Source organism: Pseudomonas sp. DTU12.3 (assembly GCF_004124275.1).
Taxonomy (GTDB): domain Bacteria; phylum Pseudomonadota; class Gammaproteobacteria; order Pseudomonadales; family Pseudomonadaceae; genus Aquipseudomonas; species Aquipseudomonas helmanticensis.
Window position 1 is genome coordinate 199,866 of record NZ_CP027218.1, and the last position, 20,139, is coordinate 220,004.

General features: G+C 59.8%; 17 protein-coding genes. 8 read left to right on the top strand and 9 right to left on the bottom strand.

Translation table 11 applies throughout. The features are described from left to right. Positions 1-82: 82 nt before the first annotated feature. Genes C2E19_RS00890 through C2E19_RS00925 form a run of 8 tightly spaced genes read left to right on the top strand, consistent with a single transcriptional unit; the run spans position 83 to position 9,072 of the window. The gene (locus C2E19_RS00890; protein WP_129386877.1) at positions 83-997 is read left to right on the top strand and encodes a GDP-mannose 4,6-dehydratase; all 915 of its coding nucleotides are present in this window, start codon (positions 83-85) and stop codon (positions 995-997) included. Further along, positions 994-1,965 carry a GDP-mannose 4,6-dehydratase gene (gene gmd / locus C2E19_RS00895; RefSeq protein WP_011336673.1) on the top strand — a complete coding sequence of 324 codons (972 nt, stop codon included), beginning with the start codon at positions 994-996 and terminating at the stop codon, positions 1,963-1,965. The genes C2E19_RS00890 and gmd overlap by 4 nt, the downstream gene beginning before the upstream one ends. 3 nt (positions 1,966-1,968) lie before the next feature. Then, positions 1,969-3,411 carry a mannose-1-phosphate guanylyltransferase/mannose-6-phosphate isomerase gene (locus C2E19_RS00900; RefSeq protein WP_129386879.1) on the top strand — a complete coding sequence of 481 codons (1,443 nt, stop codon included), beginning with the start codon at positions 1,969-1,971 and terminating at the stop codon, positions 3,409-3,411. Further along, positions 3,412-4,209 (top strand): ABC transporter permease, encoded by a 798-nt coding sequence (locus tag C2E19_RS00905; RefSeq protein WP_129386881.1) that lies wholly within the window; start codon positions 3,412-3,414, stop codon positions 4,207-4,209. Beyond that, positions 4,209-5,462, top strand: coding sequence for an ABC transporter ATP-binding protein (locus tag C2E19_RS00910; protein WP_129386885.1), 1,254 nt, complete (start codon positions 4,209-4,211; stop codon positions 5,460-5,462). Before C2E19_RS00905 ends, C2E19_RS00910 begins: the two co-directional genes overlap by 1 nt. Then, the gene (locus C2E19_RS00915; protein ID WP_129386888.1) at positions 5,459-6,826 is read left to right on the top strand and encodes a glycosyltransferase family 1 protein; all 1,368 of its coding nucleotides are present in this window, start codon (positions 5,459-5,461) and stop codon (positions 6,824-6,826) included. Before C2E19_RS00910 ends, C2E19_RS00915 begins: the two co-directional genes overlap by 4 nt. After that, the gene (locus C2E19_RS00920) at positions 6,810-7,940 is read left to right on the top strand and encodes a glycosyltransferase family 1 protein (RefSeq protein WP_129386891.1); all 1,131 of its coding nucleotides are present in this window, start codon (positions 6,810-6,812) and stop codon (positions 7,938-7,940) included. The genes C2E19_RS00915 and C2E19_RS00920 overlap by 17 nt, the downstream gene beginning before the upstream one ends. A 1-nt stretch (position 7,941) precedes the next feature. Further along, the gene (locus C2E19_RS00925) at positions 7,942-9,072 is read left to right on the top strand and encodes a glycosyltransferase family 4 protein (RefSeq protein ID WP_129386894.1); all 1,131 of its coding nucleotides are present in this window, start codon (positions 7,942-7,944) and stop codon (positions 9,070-9,072) included. Between the two features lie 115 nt (positions 9,073-9,187). Here the strand turns inward: C2E19_RS00925 and C2E19_RS00930 are convergent, their stop codons facing one another. From C2E19_RS00930 to atpG, 9 genes are all read right to left on the bottom strand, one after another. Continuing rightward, positions 9,188-11,218, bottom strand: a complete 2,031-nt coding sequence (locus tag C2E19_RS00930) for a pyridoxamine 5'-phosphate oxidase family protein (protein ID WP_129386897.1) — start codon at positions 11,216-11,218, stop codon at positions 9,188-9,190. A 45-nt stretch (positions 11,219-11,263) separates the two neighbouring features. Continuing rightward, positions 11,264-11,890 (bottom strand): glutathione S-transferase family protein, encoded by a 627-nt coding sequence (locus tag C2E19_RS00935; RefSeq protein WP_129386900.1) that lies wholly within the window; start codon positions 11,888-11,890, stop codon positions 11,264-11,266. Between the two features lie 105 nt (positions 11,891-11,995). Continuing rightward, entirely contained in the window at positions 11,996-12,922 is a 927-nt protein-coding gene (locus C2E19_RS00940) for a LysR family transcriptional regulator (protein WP_129386903.1), read from the bottom strand. 127 nt (positions 12,923-13,049) lie between these two features. Then, positions 13,050-14,882, bottom strand: coding sequence for a glutamine--fructose-6-phosphate transaminase (isomerizing) (gene glmS / locus C2E19_RS00945; protein ID WP_129386906.1), 1,833 nt, complete (start codon positions 14,880-14,882; stop codon positions 13,050-13,052). A gap of 2 nt (positions 14,883-14,884) precedes the next feature. Beyond that, entirely contained in the window at positions 14,885-15,661 is a 777-nt protein-coding gene (locus C2E19_RS00950) for a DeoR/GlpR family DNA-binding transcription regulator (RefSeq protein ID WP_129386909.1), read from the bottom strand. A 229-nt stretch (positions 15,662-15,890) separates the two neighbouring features. Then, positions 15,891-17,258 (bottom strand): bifunctional UDP-N-acetylglucosamine diphosphorylase/glucosamine-1-phosphate N-acetyltransferase GlmU, encoded by a 1,368-nt coding sequence (gene glmU / locus C2E19_RS00955; RefSeq protein WP_129386912.1) that lies wholly within the window; start codon positions 17,256-17,258, stop codon positions 15,891-15,893. 117 nt (positions 17,259-17,375) lie between these two features. Continuing rightward, positions 17,376-17,801, bottom strand: a complete 426-nt coding sequence (locus C2E19_RS00960) for a F0F1 ATP synthase subunit epsilon (protein ID WP_007911962.1) — start codon at positions 17,799-17,801, stop codon at positions 17,376-17,378. A gap of 45 nt (positions 17,802-17,846) precedes the next feature. After that, entirely contained in the window at positions 17,847-19,226 is a 1,380-nt protein-coding gene (atpD, locus tag C2E19_RS00965) for a F0F1 ATP synthase subunit beta (protein WP_016984062.1), read from the bottom strand. Between the two features lie 27 nt (positions 19,227-19,253). After that, on the bottom strand, positions 19,254-20,114 hold the full coding sequence (atpG, locus tag C2E19_RS00970) for a F0F1 ATP synthase subunit gamma (RefSeq protein ID WP_007911960.1): 861 nt from the start codon (positions 20,112-20,114) through the stop codon (positions 19,254-19,256). Positions 20,115-20,139: the final 25 nt, after the last annotated feature.

Consider the following 20,139-nt stretch of genomic DNA (forward strand, 5'->3'; position numbering starts at 1 on the left):
TCGGTTTTTTCTACCGGTCTGACAGACTTCCCCTTAAAGCCTGTGGGAAAGTGGCGCAAGTTCAAGACCAAGGGGTCGCTGTTTGAAAAAGCGTCTGTTCGTCACGGGTCTCAGTGGATTCGTGGGACAACATATTCAGTCTCGTCTGGCATCGCCTGATTCGTCGTGGGAGCTGCTGCCTGCCGCTGCACCCTACGACCTGACAGATCCGGACAGCCTCCTCGACCTGTGGCCGCAACTGCCCGACGCCGTCATTCATCTGGCCGGGCAGACGTTTGTCCCGCAAGCCTTTCGTGACCCGGCGGGCACCCTCGAAATCAATCTGCTCGGCACCCTCAATCTGCTGCAAGCGCTCAAGGCGCGCGGCTTTCAGGGCACGTTCCTGTACGTCAGCTCGGGCGATGTATACGGCCAGGTCGGCGAAAACCATCTGCCGATCACCGAGCAACAACCGCCCTGCCCGCGCAACCCTTACGCCGTGAGCAAACTCTCCGCCGAGTTTCTCAGCCTGCAATGGGGCCTTAGCGAAGGCTGGCCGATGCTGGTGGCGCGCCCGTTCAATCACATCGGCAGCGGGCAGAAAGACAGCTTTGTCATCGCCAGCGCCGCCCGCCAGATCTGCCGCATCAAACAAGGTTTGCAGGCGCCGCAACTGGAGGTTGGCGACATCGACGTGACGCGCGACTTCCTCGATGTCGGCGATGTGATTTCGGCGTACTTCGCGTTGCTGGACAAAGGCACACCGGGACAGGTTTACAACATTTGCTCGGGTCACGAGCAAAGCATCCGCAGCCTGATCGAACAACTGGGCGATCTGGCTGAGGTCGAGATGCAACTGGTTCAGGATCCGGCGCGCATGCGACGCGCCGATCAGCGTCGCGTTTGCGGCAGCCACGCAAGACTGGCGAAAACCACCGGATGGGCGCCAGAAATCACCACACAACAATCCCTGCGGGCGATCCTGTCCGACTGGGAGATGCGAGTACGACAAGAATGACAAAAAGTGCACTGATCACAGGGATCACCGGCCAGGACGGCGCGTATCTGGCCAAGTTGCTGCTCGACAAGGGCTACAAGGTTCACGGCCTCGTGGCGCGGCGCAGCAGCGATTCGCGCTGGCGTCTGCGCGAGATGGGCGTCGAAGCCGACATCGTCTACCTCGACGGTGACATGGCCGATGCCTGCTCGGTACAGCGCGCAGTCATCAAGTCGGCGCCGGACGAGGTCTATAACCTTGCCGCGCAAAGCTTCGTCGCCGCCTCGTGGGATCAACCGGTGACCACCGGTATCGTCGACGGCCTCGGCGTTACGCACTTGCTCGAAGCGATCCGCCAGTTCAGCCCGCACACGCGTTTCTATCAGGCTTCGACCAGTGAAATGTTCGGCCTGATCCAGGCCGAGCAACAGGACGAGAACACCCCGTTCTACCCGCGCAGCCCTTACGGCGTGGCCAAGCTGTACGGCCACTGGATCACCGTCAACTACCGCGAAAGTTTCAACCTGCACGCCAGCAGCGGCATTCTCTTCAACCACGAATCGCCACTGCGCGGCATCGAGTTCGTGACCCGCAAGGTCACCGACGCTGCCGCCCGCATCAAGCAAGGCAAACAGCAGGAGCTGGCGCTGGGCAACATCGACGCCAAACGCGACTGGGGTTTTGCCGGCGATTACGTCGAAGCCATGTGGCTGATGCTGCAACAGGACAAGCCTGACGATTTCGTCGTCGCCACCGGTGTCACCACCACGGTGCGCGAGATGTGCCGCATCGCCTTCGATCACGTCGGCCTCAACTACCGCGACTACGTGAAGATCGACCCGGCGTTTTTCCGCCCGGCCGAAGTCGAAGTGCTGCTCGGCAATCCGGCCAAGGCTCAGCGCGTGCTGGGCTGGAAACCGAAAACCGACCTGGATACCTTGATCCGCATGATGATGGATGCGGACATGAAACGCGTCGCCAAGGAGTAGGCCATGCTGATCCCCGTGATTTTGTCCGGCGGTGCCGGCACCCGTTTGTGGCCGGTGTCCCGCGAGGGCCATCCGAAGCCGTTCATGACCCTGCCCGACGGTCAGTCGCTGCTCGGCAAGACCTACCAGCGTGCTGCCGCGCTGCTGGACGGCTGGGGCGACATTGTCACGGTGACCAACCGCGAATATTACTTCCAGAGCAAGGATCACTATTGCGCCGCCCATGTCTCGCGGCATCGCGGGCACTTCCTGCTGGAGCCGACCGGGCGCAACACGGCGCCGGCGATTGCTGCAGCGGCGTTGTCACTGCAAGCGTTGCATGGCGACGACGCGATCATGGTGGTGATGCCCGCTGACCATTTGATCGTCAATCAGGACGCACTGAAAACCGCCGTGGAACACGCGGTGAATCTGGCGAAGGACGGTTATCTGGTGACTTTCGGCGTGATCCCGACCGCGCCGGAAACCGGTTTCGGCTACATCGAGACCGGCGCGCCGCTGGACGCCAAAGGCGCGGCCAAAGTGCAGCGCTTCGTCGAAAAACCCGACCTGCAAACCGCCACGCATTACCTGGAAAGCGGCAACTTCCTGTGGAATTCGGGGATGTTCTGCTTCACCACCGCCACCGTGATTGCCGAACTGCAACTGCACGCACCCGAGCTGCTCGAACAGACTCGCGCGTGCATGAACGCCAGTGCGCCCATCGAAACCGTCGGCTGCCTGCAACAGGAACTGTCGCCGGCGCTGTTTGCTGAAATCACCGACATTTCCATCGACTATGCGTTGATGGAGCGTTCGGAAAAAGTCGTCGTGGTGCCGGCCGGTTTCGACTGGAGCGATATCGGTTCATGGGGCGCCGTCGCCGCGCTGGTGCCGGCCGATGCCGACAACAACCGCGCCAGCGGCGAGGCGATCTTCATCGACAGCCATAACAACTTCGTCCAGAGCGACGGTCGCCTGGTGGCGACGGTGGGTGTGGATAACCTGATCGTGGTCGACACCGCCGACGCGGTGCTGGTGGCGCATGCCGACCGCGCGCAAGACGTGCGCCGGGTGGCCAAACAACTCAAGGACAAGTCCCACGAAGCCTATCGCCTGCACCGTACGGTCAGCCGTCCGTGGGGCACCTACACCGTTCTGGAGGAAGGCCCGCGCTTCAAGATCAAGCGCATCGTGGTCAAACCTGGCGGCAAACTGTCCCTGCAAATGCACCATCACCGCAACGAACACTGGGTGGTTGTCGAAGGCATGGCCAAGGTCACCAACAACGGCACCGGCACGCATCTGGTGGCCAAGAACGAATCGACGTTCATCGCCGCCGGCCACAAGCACCGCCTGGAAAACCCCGGCGTGATCGATCTGGTGATCATCGAAGTGCAAAGCGGCGAATACCTGGGAGAGGACGATATCGTCCGCTTCGAAGACCATTACGGCAGGACCGATTGAATGCTGCTTTCCCTGTATCGCTCGTTGCGCAGCTACCGTGGATTCATCCTCGGCAGCGTGCAACGAGAGTTTCAAGCGCGTTACCGCAATTCGCTGTTCGGTGCCCTGTGGCCGATCTTCAATCCGCTGTCGATGATCGTCGTGTATACGGTGATTTTTTCGCACATCATGCGCGCGCGCCTGCCCGGTGTGGACGACAGCATGGCCTACAGCGTCTACCTCTGCGCCGGCCTGCTGGCCTGGGGACTGTTCTCGGAAATCACCCTGCGCAGCCAAACGATGTTTCTCGACAACGCCAATCTGCTGAAGAAAATCAGCTTTCCGCGGATCTGCCTGCCGGTGATCGTGCTGATCAATGCCGGGATCAACTTCGCCATCATCATCGCGCTGTTTCTGGGTTTCCTGCTGGTGACCGGGCGCTGGCCGGGCATGGCCTTGCTGGCGCTGTTGCCGCTGATTGCGCTGCAAATGATGTTTTGCGCCGGACTGGGCATGGTGCTCGGTGTGCTCAACGTGTTTTTCCGCGATGTCGGCCAGCTCTTCGCGATCTGCCTGCAATTCTGGTTCTGGCTGACGCCGATCGTCTATCCGATCAGTATCCTGCCGGAATGGGTGCAACGCCTGTTGCAACTCAACCCGCTGACCAACCTGTTCAGCAGTTATCAGAACCTGTTTCTCTATGGGCAATGGCCGGTGTGGAGTTCGCTGTTGCCGATCTTCATCACCGGCAGCGTTTTCTGCCTGCTCGGGCTGCGGCTGTTTCGTCAACGCGTCGGCGAAATGGTGGATGAACTCTGATGGGGCATATTCGTGTCACCGGCCTGAGCAAGGCCTACAAGCAATACCCTAACCGCTGGGCGCGGCTGGCCGAGTGGCTGATCCCGTTCTCGCCGATCCGTCATCATCAGCACTGGGTGCTGCGCGATGTCGAATTCGAGATCGCCCCCGGCGAAGCGGTGGGCATTGTCGGCGCCAACGGTGCCGGCAAAAGCACCTTGTTGAAGATGATCACCGGCACCACCCAGCCGACTGCGGGCAAGATCGAAATCGAAGGCCGGGTCGCGGCGCTGCTGGAACTGGGCATGGGTTTTCATCCCGACTTCACCGGCCGCCAGAACGCGGTGATGGCCGGGCAGCTACTGGGCATGCAGCTCGAAGAAATCGAAGCGTTGATGCCCGAAATAGAATATTTCGCCGAGATTGGCGACGCCATCGATCACCCGGTACGCACCTATTCCAGCGGCATGCAGATGCGTCTGGCGTTCAGTGTGGCGACCGCCCGGCGTCCGGACATTCTGATCGTCGACGAAGCGCTGTCGGTGGGCGACGCCTACTTTCAGCACAAGAGTTTCGAGCGCATCCGCAGCTTCCGCAAGGCCGGCACCACGCTGTTGATTGTGTCCCACGACCGCTCGGCAATTCAGTCGATCTGCGACTCGGCGATCCTGCTCAAGGACGGCCACATGGCCATGTACGGCAAACCCGAAGCCGTGCTCGATTACTACAACGCCCTGATGGCCGAGCGTGAAGGCCAGGTCGTGCGCCAGGAAATGCTCGCCGGGGGCGAAGTGCAGACCGTCTCGGGTACCGGTGAAGCGGCGATTCTCGGCGTGCGCATGCTCGACGAACACGATCGCAGCATCGACGCCGCCGAAGTCGGCCAGCCGGTGGTGCTGGAAGTGCAGGTCGAAGTGCGCAAGGACATCGAACGCCTGGTGCTGGGCTTCATCCTCAAGGATCGCCTGGGGCAGATGATGTATGGCATCAACACTCACCGTCAGGGCAAGGCGCTGACCGATCTGCACGCCGGTGAACGCTTTACCTATCGCTTCGCCTTCATCATGGGCCTGGGCAAAGGCAACTATTCGGTGTCGCTGAGCCTGTCGCGCCTGGATTCGCACCTGGATCGCAACTTCGAATGGCGCGACTACGGCCTGGTGTTCCACGTGATCAACAATCGGCACGAAGATTTCGTCGGCTGTTCCTGGCTGAATGCGCAGACCACGATCACTCGCGAAACTGCGGTCACACCTGTCGAGCGCACGCCATGACTCGCTTGCTGGTGGAATGCACCCACGTGTTCAAGCACCCGAAAGTCAATTCCGGAATCCAGCGCGTGGTGCGCAATGTCATCAAACAGTTGCCGCCGAGCGCCGAAGGCGTCGAATGCATGCCGGTGATCCTGCTCAATGGCCAACTCTATCGTGTACAGCGCCTGGCGCCGCTCGACACCCCGCTGTTCAATGCCCTGGCGACGTTCGGCGAACGCCTGCAACGCCTCGCGCATCGATTCTGGCAAGGGCACCAGCGCCTCGACACCCGGAGCAGCTCGAAACTGCTGCGACGCGGGCTGTATGTTGCCTATCGCCTGACGTCATTCGGTTTGTTCGGTGTACCCCTGCGGCTGATTGGCGCCATAAACCACACCCAATTGCTCAAGCGCTGCTCACCGCTGCAACATCAGCCCGGTGATCAACTGGTGCTGCTGGATTCCTCCTGGCACTCGGATTTTTTTGCCCACGTCGAACGACTCAAACGCGATGGCGTCGGCATCATCGCGGTGATCTACGACCTCATCCCGCTGACTCATCCGCAGTTCTACGACACGCGCCTGGTGCAGGTTTTCAGCGAGTGGTTCGACTGGGTCAGCCGCACCGCCGATGGTTTTATGGCGATCTCCGCGACCGTACGTGATCAGGTGCGTGAGGAACTGCAACAGCGCATCGGCTCCGCGCAGGCTGACAAGCGCTGGCTGGATTTTTTCCACCTCGGCTCCGAGCTGGACTTGCACAGCAACGAGGCAACGGTCGAACCGCGCCTGCGCGAAATGTTCGCCACAGCCGAGCCGGTGTTCCTGATGGTCAGCACCATTGAGCCACGCAAGAACCACGGCTATCTGCTCGACGCCTTTGAGCGCGCCTGGGCTGCAGGCTCAAATGCCCGCCTGTGCATCGCCGGGCGTGTCGGCTGGAAGTGCGAGGTCCTGCTTGAGCGGGTGCGCGCTCACCCGCAGCTGAATCAGCGGCTGTTCATGTTCAACGACCTGAGCGATACCAGCCTCGAACACGCCTACGCCCACTCCAAGGCATTGGTCTTCCCCTCGTTCGTCGAAGGCTTCGGCCTGCCACTGGTGGAGGCCATGCAGCGCGGTCTGCCGGCAATGGCCAGCGATATCGCAGTGTTCCGCGAAATCGGCGGTGAGTTCATGGCGTACTTCGATCTGCAAGCACCGCAAAGCCTTGCCGATCTGATCGCAGCCTTCGAAAGCAGCGGCCAGTTCCCCGCCGCCCGCGATGTCGCGGACTGGACCTGGATCGGCTGGCGCGAAGCCAGCGAGCAACTGGCCAAACGCAGTGTGCGTCATGTCCTGGAAGCGCTAACGGCGCCAGCGAGGCAGCATGCGCATTGCCCTTAACGCACGAATTCTGCAGGCACCGCGCACCGGCATCGGCCACTATGTCGCGGAGCTGGTCAACGCTTTGCGCAGCGAAACCGATGTCGAGGTCAGCTTGTTCCATGGCTGGGGCTGGAGTTCGGCATTGCCGGAAGCGGCCATGCCCGGTTACTCGCGCCTGACGCCGCTGCTGCGGCAAATCCCCGGGGCTTATCAGGCCCGGCGCTGGCTGGAGCAGAAACGTTTCGATCAGGGCAGCACGCAAGGTATCGACCTGTACCACGAGCCGAGCCTGTGGCCGCTGGCGTTCAACGGCCCGACCGTGATCACCCTGCACGACCTCACGCACCTGCATTTTCCGGAAACCCAGCCGCCGGCGCGGCTCAAGGAAATCGAGCGGCGCTTGGCCTCTGGCATACAGCAGGCACGGCTGATCCTGACCGACTCACAGGCGATTGCCGACGAGGCCCAGGACTATTTTGGTCTGCCCGCCGAGCGCTTTGTCGTAGCGCCATTGGGCGTGGCCGAACGTTTCCATCCGCGCGAACCGCACGCCATCGACGCGGTACTCAAAGCGCATGCCGTCGGCTTTCGAGAATACTTTCTGTGTGTCGGCACCCTCGAGCCGCGCAAGAATCTCTGTCTGGCCCTGCGTGCGCACGCCCTGTTACCGGAAGCCGTGCGCCAGCGCTTTCCGTTGCTGATCGTCGGCATGGCGGGCTGGGAGCGCGAACAGTTCAGCGAACCGCTGCGCCAAGCCCTGGCGAGCGGGCATGTGTGTCTGCTCGGTTATCTGCCGGACGAACAGGTAGCACAACTGCTGGCCGGCGCCCGAGCACTGATTTTTCCTTCGCTGTATGAAGGTTTTGGCTTGCCGGTACTCGAGGCGATGGCCAGTGGCACACCGGTAGTCATCACCCGCTCCTCGGCGATGCCGGAAGTCGCGGGCGCTGCCGGCAACTATATTGAAGCTGACGATGCAGACGGCTTGCGTGATGCAATGAGCCGGTTGATCGACGATCAAGCACATTGGCAGGCATGCCGAGAAGCCGGATTGCAGCAGGCACGGCTTTTTTCCTGGGAGCGTTGTGCACAGGCCACGGCCGGTGCCTACCGCCAGGCCATGGGAGGTTGAAATGCGCGTACTTCATTTTTTCAAGACTTACCTGCCTGATTCGGTCGGCGGCATCGAACAAGTGATTTTCCAGCTGTGCGAGAGCGGCGCCAAACATGGCATCGACGGCCAGGTGCTGACGCTCAGCGCCGACCCGACGCCGCCGGTGGTGAAACTCGGTCAGCACGAAGTGCACCGCGCCAAACTCGACATTCAATTCGCCTCCACCGGGTTCTCCTGGAGCGTGTTCAAGCAGTTTCGCGAAATGGCCGCCGAGGCCGACGTGGTCAACTACCACTTCCCGTGGCCGTTCATGGACCTGGTGCATTTCGCCAGCGCAACGAACAAGCCCAGTGTCGTCACCTACCACTCGGACATCATTCGCCAGAAGCACCTGCTCAAACTCTATCGTCCGCTGATGAACCGTTTCCTCGCCAGCGCCGACCGCATCGTCGCGGCATCGCCGAACTACCTGCACACCAGCGATGTTCTGCAGCAGTTTCAGGACAAGACCCGGGTGATTCCTTATGGCTTGAACAAAGCAGGTTATCCACAGGCCGATAGCGAAAGGATGAACCGTTGGCGCCAACAGCTTGGGGATAAGTTTTTCCTGTTTGTCGGCGTGATGCGTTACTACAAAGGCCTGCACATTCTGCTCGAAGCGCTGAAAGACGTGGATTACCCGGTGGTGATCGTCGGCGCCGGCCCGCTCGAACAGGAACTGCATGCTCAAGCGGCGGCGCTGGGGCTGCGCAATATCCATTTCCTCGGGCGCCTGGGTGATGAAGACAAAGTCGCCTTGCTGCAACTGAGCTACGCCATCGTTTTCCCTTCGCACCTGCGCTCGGAAGCGTTCGGTATTTCGCTGCTTGAAGGCGCGATGTACGGCAAGCCGATGATCTCCAGTGAGATCGGCACTGGCACCAGCTACATCAATATCCACAACGAAACCGGGCTGGTAGTGCCGCCGAGTAATCCCCAGGCGTTTCGCGAGGCAATGCGTACGTTGTGGGAAGATCCGGTGCGCGCTGCTGCGATGGGTGTGAAGGCCGAGGCACGATATCGGCAGTTATTCACCGCCGACGAGATGGGCCGCAAGTGGACAGAGCTGTATCAGGAATTGCTCGAAGAGAAATCCCTCTCCTACGCCTGATCAGGCTGAACCACATCCCCCTGCAGGAGCTGCCGCAGGCTGCGATCTTTTGATTTTGATTCTATAAACGCAAGATCAAAAGATCGCAGCCTTCGGCAGCTCCTACAGGGGCTCGTTACAGGTCCAAGACCAAGGGTTGGCTGCTTTGTGCCGGAACTGCGCAGCAAATCAGCACGTGGCCTGCTTCCGGAATGTCCGCCGGGGGCTGTGGATAATTTACTGCGCCGCTGACCAGCCTTGTTTTGCAGGTGCCGCATGAGCCACCGCGGCAACTGAACTCCGGACGCAATCCACGGCTTTCCGCCAGCTCCAGCAGGCTACCGCCATCGGGTTGCCAACGCGCTTCTTTTGCCGAGCGCTCGAACACCACAGGCACCGAAGTAGTCGCTGCGGGCGGTTGTTCGATGACGATGGCGTCCGGGTCGGCCTGGCGTTTCAGTGTCGACGGGCCAAAGGTTTCCGCATGAATCTTCGCGTCGCGCACATCCAGTTCGCGCAGGCTGTCGTACAGCCCTTGGGTAAAACCACCGGGGCCGCAAAGGACGAAATCGAGCTGGTCGAAATCCTCGGCATCCAGCAGGTTCCTCAGCACTGAGCTATCAATTCGGCCCTGCAGATCAAAATCCTCGCCCTCTTGCAGATCGGCTTCCGGCTGGCTGAGCAAACGCAGCACCCGTACCGCATCGCCAGCCGTTTCCAGCAAACGGTCCAGCTCTTTGCGAAACGGTTGATCCGCGAGGCTGCGCGAACTCTGCAACAACAGCGTCGGACGAATCCCCCGCGTCCGTAAGCCTTGATAGACCACCTCGCGCAACATCGACAGTAACGGCGTTATTCCCACGCCAGCCGCCAATAGCACCAGCGGGCGGTGCTCCAGCGGCGCCACAGTGAAATGCCCTTGTGGAGCCCGCGCTTCCAGCACATCGCCAACGCGGATCTGCTCATGCAGATGCGATGAAATCAAACCTTCGCGTTTGACGCTGATCCGGTAGAAACCATCCGATGGCGCACTCGACAGGCTGTAAGTGCGGATATGCACCTCGCCATCGATCGTGAAGCGTAGCGGTAAATGCTGACCGGCGAGAAACACCGGCAAACCGGCGCCATCGGCGGGCTCCAGATAGATGGAACGGATGCTGCGACTTTCCGCTTCTATCTTCGCCACCCGCAGCGGCCGCCATTGATTGCCCAGCGCTTGCGCCTGCAACCGTGCAGCCGCCTCGACCCAATTGCCGGTCAACAGACTGGTCGGCGACATGCCGTCGAAGCGCCAGCGCAACGCCAATGCTGCCGGGCGCCGCACCAGTTTCTCCACTTCGAAAGTCCACAACCGCTCAGCGCCTTGAAACGCCTCGATCTGCGGGTCTTCGAGAAGAATCTCGGTACGCCCGCTGAGTTGCAGCAGATCGCCTGTGGAAAAGTCGATGAACAGCAAGCCAGCCTTGGGATTCAGCAGCAGATTGCCCAACGTGTTGAAGTGCAGGTTGCCGGCGAAATCGGGGATGGTCAGACGGTTGCCTTCCACCCGTACGAAACCGGGCTGACCGCCTCGATGGGAAACATCCACCGCACGCTGGCCATCGACATCCACGTAACTGGCGACGAAAAAGGTATCGGCGCCAGCGATCAACGCGCTGGCGGCATCATCCAGAACATCCAGATGCTGAGCCGGGCGCGTCTGTGGATCAGTCAGTGCTACACGCTGGAACTGACGCAACTGAATGTATTGCGGGCAGTTACCAAACGCCTGATCCACGCTCACTTCGAATCCTTCAGCGCTCAGATTGCCGACATGGCCATTGAGGCGATTGCGCCGGCGAGTGTGCAACTCGATGCCGAGCAAACCGATCGGCTCGCCATTGCGCAATTGCGCCGGGTCATCGGCCGCGACCTGACTGGCGAAATGCAGGTGTTCGGGATCCGGCGATTGGGCAAACCCTGGCGCGCCTTCGAGCACACTGGCCCACGGCCGCCCATGTGCATCGACGGCGCCGTACAGCAGGAAAGGCAGTTGCTGATAGAACTCACGGTGCTGATCGGGCATCCAGGTGCGAATCACCTTGCGCCCGAAGGCTTCCATGCGTTCGGCAACGCCGACATGGGCCTGTAACTGCTGTTCGCCAGCGTGCCACGGTGAACCTTCCATCACGACCTCTCCTCTGCACCACTGGCGCAGCGTGGATTGCGATTATCAGACTGCGGTTTGCAGACCGGCGGCGGTGCGCGGCATGCCAACAAAACCCGGCAGGGCTTCGACGCGGGCCAGCCATGCGCGCACATTGGCGTAGTCATCCAGCGCGACATTGCCCTCGGGTGCATGGGCGATATAACTGTAGGCGGAGACGTCAGCAATGCTCGGTTCTTCGCCCGCCAGATAGGCAGTTTTGCCCAGTTCGGCGTCCATTACTTTGAGCAGGTTGTGCGCACGGCCGATCGCTTCTTCAGCATTCAACTGTGCACCAAACACCGTGACCAGGCGCGCAGCGGCAGGCCCGAAAGCAATCGGCCCGGCGGCGGCTGACAACCAGCGCTGTACCCGTGCGGCGCCGACCGGATCGGTAGGAAGCCAACGGCCGTGGCCGTATTTGTGCGCCAGGTAAACCAAAATGGCATTGGAATCGGCCAGCACCACGCCGTCGTCGTCAATCGCCGGCACTTGGCCGAAACTGTTGATCGCCAGGTAGGCCGGCTGTTTCTGCTCACCCTTGGCCAAGTCGACGAAGATCAGCTCGGTCGGCAATTTCAGCAGGGACAGCATTAACTCGACGCGATGAGCGTGGCCGGAACGCGGGAAGTTGTAGAGTTTGATCGCTTGCATGGTCGACTCCGCTGAACAGGGGCGCCACTGCGGGGATGAGAGCGCCGATGCAGACCATCATCCCCCCGTTGCGGGGGGAACAGAATCATCACCAAACGCAATCAATTATTTCATCTGGTGCAATAACGCCTCATTTTTCAACGCCGGATTTTCGCGCAAAGCCTCTACCGTGAAATCCACAAAACTGCGGATCCGCGCCGGGGCCTTGCGTCCGCCCTGATACACCACGTGAATCGGCAAGGGCGGCAGTTCAAACTCGGCGAGGACGATTTCAAGTTCACCGGAGGCAATCTTGCTCGCCACTTGATAGGACAACACCCGCGTCAAACCCAAGCCCATGCAGGCTGCGGTAATGGCTGCCTGATTGGCGGTGACGATCAAGCGCGGTTCGGGACGCACGCTGAGCGGTTCGCCCGCATCGAGAAACGGCCATGTGCGTTGCTGGCCAATCGCTGAGGTCGCCACGACGGGCGCACCGGCCAACGCTTGGGGATGAACCGGCCGACCGTACTTGGCGAAGTAGTCCGGCGAACCGCAGATGACGCGACGTACCTCTCCCACTCGGATCGCATGCTGATTGCTATCCGCCAAGTCACCGATGCGCACCGCGACATCAATGCCCTCTTCCACCATATTGACGATGCGATCGACCAGCACTGCGTTGATCGTGACATCCGGATACTGCGCCAGATAACCCGCCATCACTGGCGTCACAAACAAATCACCAAACAACACCGGCGCCGTCACCGTCAATTGCCCACGCGGCTGGGCATGACTGCCCGCCGCAGAATCCTCGGCTTCCTGCACCTCGGCGAGAATCCTCCGACAATCTTCCAGATAACGCTGCCCCGCTTCACTCAAATGCACACTGCGCGTGGTCCGGATCAGCAACTGCGTACCGATCCGCAACTCCAGCGCCGCCACCGCCCGCGTGACGCTGGCGGCGGACAGACCCAAGCGACGAGCAGCAGCGGAGAAGCCTTGCTCTTGGGCGACGGTGGTGAAGATGTGCATTTCCTGGAAGCGGTCCATCGGGGTCGACCCTCACTTGAAAATCAAAAGATCGCAGCCTGCGGCAGCGCCTACAGGTGAAATACGATTCCCGTGTAGGAGCTGCCGCAGGCTGCGATCTTTTTCGGCTGACTCAGTTGTGGATAACTTATTCCACCGTCACCGACTTCGCCAGGTTACGCGGCTGATCGACGTCCGTGCCTTTCAGCACCGCAACGTAGTACGACAGTAACTGCAGCGGAATCGTGTAGAGGATCGGCGAGAGGATGTCGTGGATGTGCGGCATTTGCACTACGTGAGTGCCTTCGCCGTTGGTCATCCCGGCTTTCTCGTCGGCGAACACGATCAGCTCGCCGCCACGAGCGCGGACTTCCTGCAGGTTGGATTTGAGTTTTTCCAGCAGCTCGTTGTTCGGCGCAACAGTCACCACTGGCATGTCGTTATCCACCAGCGCCAGCGGGCCGTGTTTCAGTTCGCCGGCCGGGTAGGCCTCGGCATGGATGTAGGAGATTTCCTTGAGTTTCAAGGCACCTTCCATCGCTACCGGGAATTGCGCGCCACGGCCAAGGAACAGGGTGTGGTTCTTTTCAGCGAACAGTTCGGCGATTTTTTCCACCGTGCTATCCATCGCCAGCGCTTCGCCGAGGCGGGTTGGCAGACGACGCAGTTCTTCGACCAGGGTGGCTTCCATGCCTTTGGCAAGGCTGCCGCGCACTTGGCCCAACGACAGGGTCAACAGCAGCAGGCCGACCAGTTGCGTGGTGAAGGCTTTGGTCGAGGCCACGCCGATTTCGCGACCGGCCTGGGTCAGCAGGGTCAGGTCGGATTCGCGCACCAGCGAACTGATGCCGACGTTGCAGATCGCCAGGCTGGCGAGGAAGCCCAACTCTTTGGCGTTGCGCAGCGCGGCCAGGGTGTCGGCGGTTTCACCGGACTGCGAGATGGTTACGAACAGGGTGTCTGGCTGCACCACCACTTTGCGGTAGCGGAATTCGCTGGCGACTTCGACCTGGCACGGAATGCCGGCCAGTTCTTCGAGCCAGTAACGGGCGACCATACCCGCGTGATAGCTGGTGCCACAGGCAACGATCTGCACGTTGCGCACTTTGGCGAACAGCTCGGCCGCTTGTGGACCGAATGCTTGAACCAGTACTTGATCGTTGCTCAAGCGACCTTCGAGGGTGCGCTGGACAACGGCCGGTTGCTCGTGGATTTCCTTGAGCATGTAGTGGCGGAATTCACCTTTGTCGGCGGCTTCGGCACCGTCGGTGTATTGCACCGTCTGGCGCTCGACAGCTTTGCCAGCAATATCCCAGATCTGCACGTGATCGCGGCGAATTTCGGCGATATCGCCTTCTTCCAGGTACATGAAGCGGTCAGTGACCTGACGCAGGGCCAGTTGATCGGAGGCGAGGAAGTTCTCCCCCAGACCCAGACCGATCACCAGCGGGCTGCCACTGCGCGCAGCGACCAGACGATCAGGCTGCTTGGCGTTGATCACCGCCAAACCGTAAGCACCGTGCAGTTCCTTGACGGTCGCTTTGAGGGCGACGGTCAGGTCTGGCTGATCCTTGAGTTTGTGGTTGAGCAAATGGGCGATGACTTCGGTGTCAGTGTCCGAAGTGAACGCATAACCCAGCGCTTTCAGTTGTTCACGCAGTGCTTCGTGGTTCTCGATGATGCCGTTGTGGACAACCGCGATATCGCCGGAGAAATGCGGGTGGGCGTTGCGCTCGCACGGTGCGCCGTGAGTGGCCCAGCGGGTGTGGGCGATACCGAGACGTCCCACCAGCGGGTGTTCAGCCAGTGCTGCTTCGAGCTCGCTGACTTTGCCCGGGCGACGCATGCGCTCCAGGGTTTCGTCGTTGGTGTACACCGCCACACCGGCGCTGTCGTAGCCGCGGTATTCGAGGCGCTTGAGGCCTTCGAGCAGGATGGCGGTGATGTTACGTTCTGCAACTGCGCCGACAATTCCACACATGCTTATTTCTCCTGACTGACAGCCGCGCAAATCAAGTTGATACCGCGGGCCTGGATCTGATCGCGTGCATCGATGGGCAGGCGATCATCGGTAATGAGGGTATGGACGCTGCTCCATGGCAGCTCCAGATTGGGAATCTTGCGGCCGATCTTGTCGGCCTCGACCATGACGATGACTTCGCGCGCCACATCAGCCATGACCCGGCTCAAACCGAGCAGTTCATTGAAGGTCGTGGTACCGCGGACCAGATCAATACCATCGGCGCCGATAAACAATTGGTCGAAGTCGTAAGAGCGTAGTACCTGCTCAGCGACCTGGCCCTGAAAGGATTCCGAATGCGGATCCCAAGTGCCGCCGGTCATCAACAGCACCGGTTCGTGCTCAAGCTCGCTCAAGGCGTTGGCGACATGCAGGGAATTGGTCATCACCACCAGACCCGGCTGCTGGCCAAGTTCGGGGATCATTGCGGCGGTGGTGCTGCCGCTGTCGATGATGATGCGCGCGTGCTCGCGAATGCGTTTCACCGCCGCGCGGGCAATCGCCTGTTTGTACTTGGAAACGCTTTGCGCGGTTTCAGCGACCAGTTCCTGCGGCATGGTGATTGCGCCGCCGTAACGGCGCAGCAACAGGCCATGGCTTTCCAGCGCGGCAAGATCCTTGCGAATCGTAACTTCGGAGGTTTCGAAGCGCTTGGCCAATTCGTCCACACTGACTTCACCCTGCTCGTTCAGCAAGGCAAGAATGTTGTGACGGCGCTGCGGCGTATTGCGTTTCGACATGACGACCTAAGTTTCGATTCGAAAGATAACGGAAGCAATAAAAACCTATCGGCCCCAAATCGTCAAGCAGCAGGCAGACTTTTTTGAAAACGACACAAACAAAAATGTGGGAGCGGGCTTGCTCGCGAAAGCGTCGTCTCAGGCACTGAATGTGTGACTGAGATATCGCATTCGCGAGCAAGCCCGCTCCCACATTGGATTTTTGTGGCTAAGTGCGACTGTGGATAACTCAGACCTTCTTGATCTTCTCCGGCCGCTTCCAGCCATCAATATTCTTCTGCCGCGCACGCCCAACCGCCAACTGTGCGTTATCCACATTCTGCGTAATGGTCGACCCCGCCGCCGTGGTCGCACCGGCAGAGATATCCACAGGCGCTACCAACGAGTTGTTGGAGCCGATGAACACATCCGCGCCCAACACGGTTTTCCACTTGTTGGCGCCATCGTAGTTGCAGGTGATGGTGCCAGCGCCGATGTTGGTGCGCGCGCCGATTTCGGCATCGCCCAGGTAGGTCAAGTGACCGGCCTTTGCGCCTTCACCCATGTGGGCATTTTTCAATTCAACAAAGTTACCCACATGCGCCCGCGCTTCGAGCACGGTGCCAGGACGCAGGCGCGCAAACGGGCCGGCATCGCTGCCCTCGCCGAGAACAGCGCCTTCGATATGACTGTTGGCCTTGATCACCACGCCTTTGCGCAAGGTGCTGTCCTTGATCACGCAGTTCGGGCCGATCTCCACGTCGTCTTCGATAACAACGTTACCTTCGAGGATCACGTTGACATCGATCAGCACGTCGCGACCTACGGTGACTTTGCCACGCACATCGAAGCGCGCCGGGTCACGCAGGGTCACGCCTTGCGCCATCAAACGACGGCCAGCGCGCAACTGGTAATGACGCTCCAGCTCGGACAGTTGCTTGCGATCATTGGCGCCCTGCACTTCCATCGGGTCATGCGGTTGTTCGGTGGCAACCACCAGACCGTCACTGACCGCCATTTCGATCACGTCGGTCAGGTAGTACTCGCCCTGAGCGTTGTTGTTGGACAGGCGGCTCATCCAGTCGGCCAGACGATTGGCCGGGACAGCGAGAATGCCGGTGTTGCCTTCGGTAATCGCGCGTTGTGCGTCGCTGGCATCTTTATGCTCAACGATTGCCGTGACCTTGCCTTCGGCATCGCGAACGATGCGGCCATAGCCGGTCGGGTCATCCAGCTCAACGGTGAGCAGGCCCATTTGCCCGGGAACGACTTGTTTGAGCAGACGTTGCAGGGTTTCGACTTCGATCAATGGCACGTCACCGTAAAGGATCAGCACAGTGTCGGCGGTAATGAACGGCACAGCTTGGGCGGTGGCGTGGCCGGTACCGAGTTGCTTGTCCTGCAGGACGAAATTCAGGTCATCAGCCGCCAGACGTTCGCGCACCACGTCGGCACCGTGGCCGATGACCACGTGAATGCGTTGCGGATCGAGTTGCCGGGCGCTGTGGATAACATGGCCCAGCATGGAATTGCCGGCAATCGGGTGCAACACCTTCGGTAATGCCGAACGCATACGAGTGCCTTGACCGGCCGCGAGGATAACGATTTCAAGAGACATGACTGGCTACCAATCCTGGGTGGTCAGCAACTGCGACCGGGGTTTGAATTCGGAAAAAGAAAAAAGGGTAGCCGAGGCTACCCTTTTTTATCAATCGCACAACAAGTGGCTGACGGATTAACCGCCAAACTTCTTGCGGATCTGCTGGACGGTGCGCAGCTGAGCTGCAGCCTCGGCCAGGCGTGCTGACGCAGCGCTATAGTCGAAATCAGCGCCTTTTTCATGCAGAGCATGCTCGGCAGCCTTGAGAGCTGCTTGAGCCTGAGCTTCATCCAGATCGGCGGCGCGTTGCACGGTATCGGCAAGCACCTTGACCATGTTCGGCTGAACCTCGAGGAAACCACCGGAGATGTAGAACACCTCAGGCTCCCCGCCTTGCTTGATCAGGCGGATCGGACCCGGCTTGAGATTAGTGATCAGCGGCGCGTGACCCAGAGCGATACCAAGATCACCCAGTGCACCGTGCGCAATCACCATCTCGACCAGGCCGGAAAAGATTTCCCCTTCCGCGCTGACGATATCGCAATGGACTGTCATAGCCATCTGATTGCCTCAACCTAAATTAGCGCCCGTTGCCGGGCGCCGGGATTACAGTTTCTTGGCTTTCTCGATCGCTTCTTCGATGCCGCCAACCATGTAGAACGCTTGTTCTGGCAGGTGGTCGTAGTCACCGTTGAGGATGCCTTTGAAGCCAGCAATGGTGTCTTTCAGGGAAACGTATTTACCCGAAGCACCGGTGAAGACTTCAGCCACGAAGAACGGCTGGGACAAGAAGCGCTGGATCTTACGAGCACGGTTTACCAACTGTTTGTCGGCTTCCGACAGCTCGTCCATACCCAGGATCGCGATGATGTCTTTCAGCTCTTTGTAACGTTGCAGAACGTACTGAACGCCGCGAGCGGTGTCGTAGTGGTCCTGGCCGATTACGTTCGGGTCCAGCTGGCGCGAAGTCGAATCCAGTGGATCTACCGCTGGGTAGATACCCAGGGAAGCGATGTCACGGGACAGAACGACGGTGGCGTCCAAGTGGGCGAAGGTGGTCGCTGGCGACGGGTCGGTCAAGTCATCCGCAGGTACGTATACCGCTTGGATCGAAGTGATCGAACCTTCCTTGGTCGAAGTGATACGTTCTTGCAGAACGCCCATCTCTTCAGCCAGGGTCGGCTGGTAACCTACTGCCGAAGGCATACGGCCCAGCAGTGCGGATACTTCAGTACCGGCCAGGGTGTAACGATAGATGTTGTCGACGAACAGCAGAACGTCGTTACCTTCGTCACGGAACTTCTCGGCCATGGTCAGGCCGGTCAGTGCTACGCGCAGACGGTTACCCGGCGGCTCGTTCATCTGACCGTAAACCAGTGCCACTTTGTCCAGAACGTTGGAGTCCTTCATCTCGTGGTAGAAGTCGTTACCCTCACGGGTACGCTCGCCCACACCGGCGAACACGGAATAACCGCTGTGCTCGATGGCGATGTTACGGATCAGTTCCATCATGTTTACGGTTTTGCCTACACCGGCACCACCGAACAGACCGACTTTACCGCCTTTGGCAAACGGGCAAACCAGGTCGATAACCTTGATGCCGGTTTCCAGCAGGTCGTTGCCGCCTGCTTGCTCAGCGAACGAAGGTGCTGGGCGGTGAATGCCCCAACGCTCTTCGGTGTCGATCGGGCCGGCTTCGTCGATCGGGTTACCGAGGACGTCCATGATCCGGCCCAGGGTCGCTTTACCGACCGGTACGGAGATGGCTGCGCCAGAGTCGGTAACTTCCAGACCGCGCTTCAAGCCTTCGGTGGAACCCATCGCAATGGTACGAACCACGCCGTCGCCCAGCTGCTGCTGAACTTCCAGAGTGGTGCCGGCATCGCTTTTTACTTTCAAAGCGTTGTAGATGCTCGGTACGCTGTCGCGTGGAAATTCCACGTCGATAACGGCGCCGATGATTTGAACGATACGTCCGCTACTCATAGCTGGATCCTCTGAATATTTGAACCGTTAAACCGCGGCAGCGCCGCCGACGATTTCCGAGATCTCTTGGGTGATCGCAGCCTGACGCGCCTTGTTGTAGATCAGCTGCAAATCGCTGATCAAATCACCGGCGTTGTCGGTAGCGTTCTTCATCGCGATCATCCGCGCAGCTTGTTCAGCCGCGTTGTTCTCGACCACCGCCTGGTAGACCTGCGACTCAACGTAGCGGACCATCAAGCCGTCAAGCAGCTCTTTGGCATCCGGTTCGTAGAGATAGTCCCAGTGGTGCTTGAGATCCTGATCCGGGGTGGCCACCAGTGGAATCAATTGCTCCACGGTAGGCTGTTGCGTCATGGTGTTGATGAATTTGTTGGACACCACGGACAGGCGGTCAATACGGCCGTCCAGGTAGGCATCCAGCATCACCTTGACGCTGCCGATCAAGTCATTGATCGACGGCTCTTCACCCAGGTGGCTGATAGCTGCAACGACGTTACCGCCGAAGTTGCGGAAAAAGGCCGCACCCTTGCTACCAACGACACACAGATCAATCTCGACGCCGTTTTCGCGGTTTACCGCCATGTCCTTGACCAGGGCCTTGAACAGGTTGGTGTTCAAGCCGCCGCACAAACCACGGTCACTGCTCACCACAACATAACCCACACGCTTGATTTCGCGGTCGATCATGAACGGGTGGCGGTATTCCGGGTTGGCGTTGGCCAGATGCCCAATTACCTGGCGGATACGTTCCGCATAAGGACGGCTAGCAGCCATGCGCATTTGTGCCTTGCGCATTTTGCTTACCGCCACTTTTTCCATGGCGCTGGTAATCTTTTGCGTGCTTTTGATGCTCGCAATCTTACTGCGAATCTCTTTTGCGCCTGCCATGTAACACCTATCAGGTTAGCAAGCG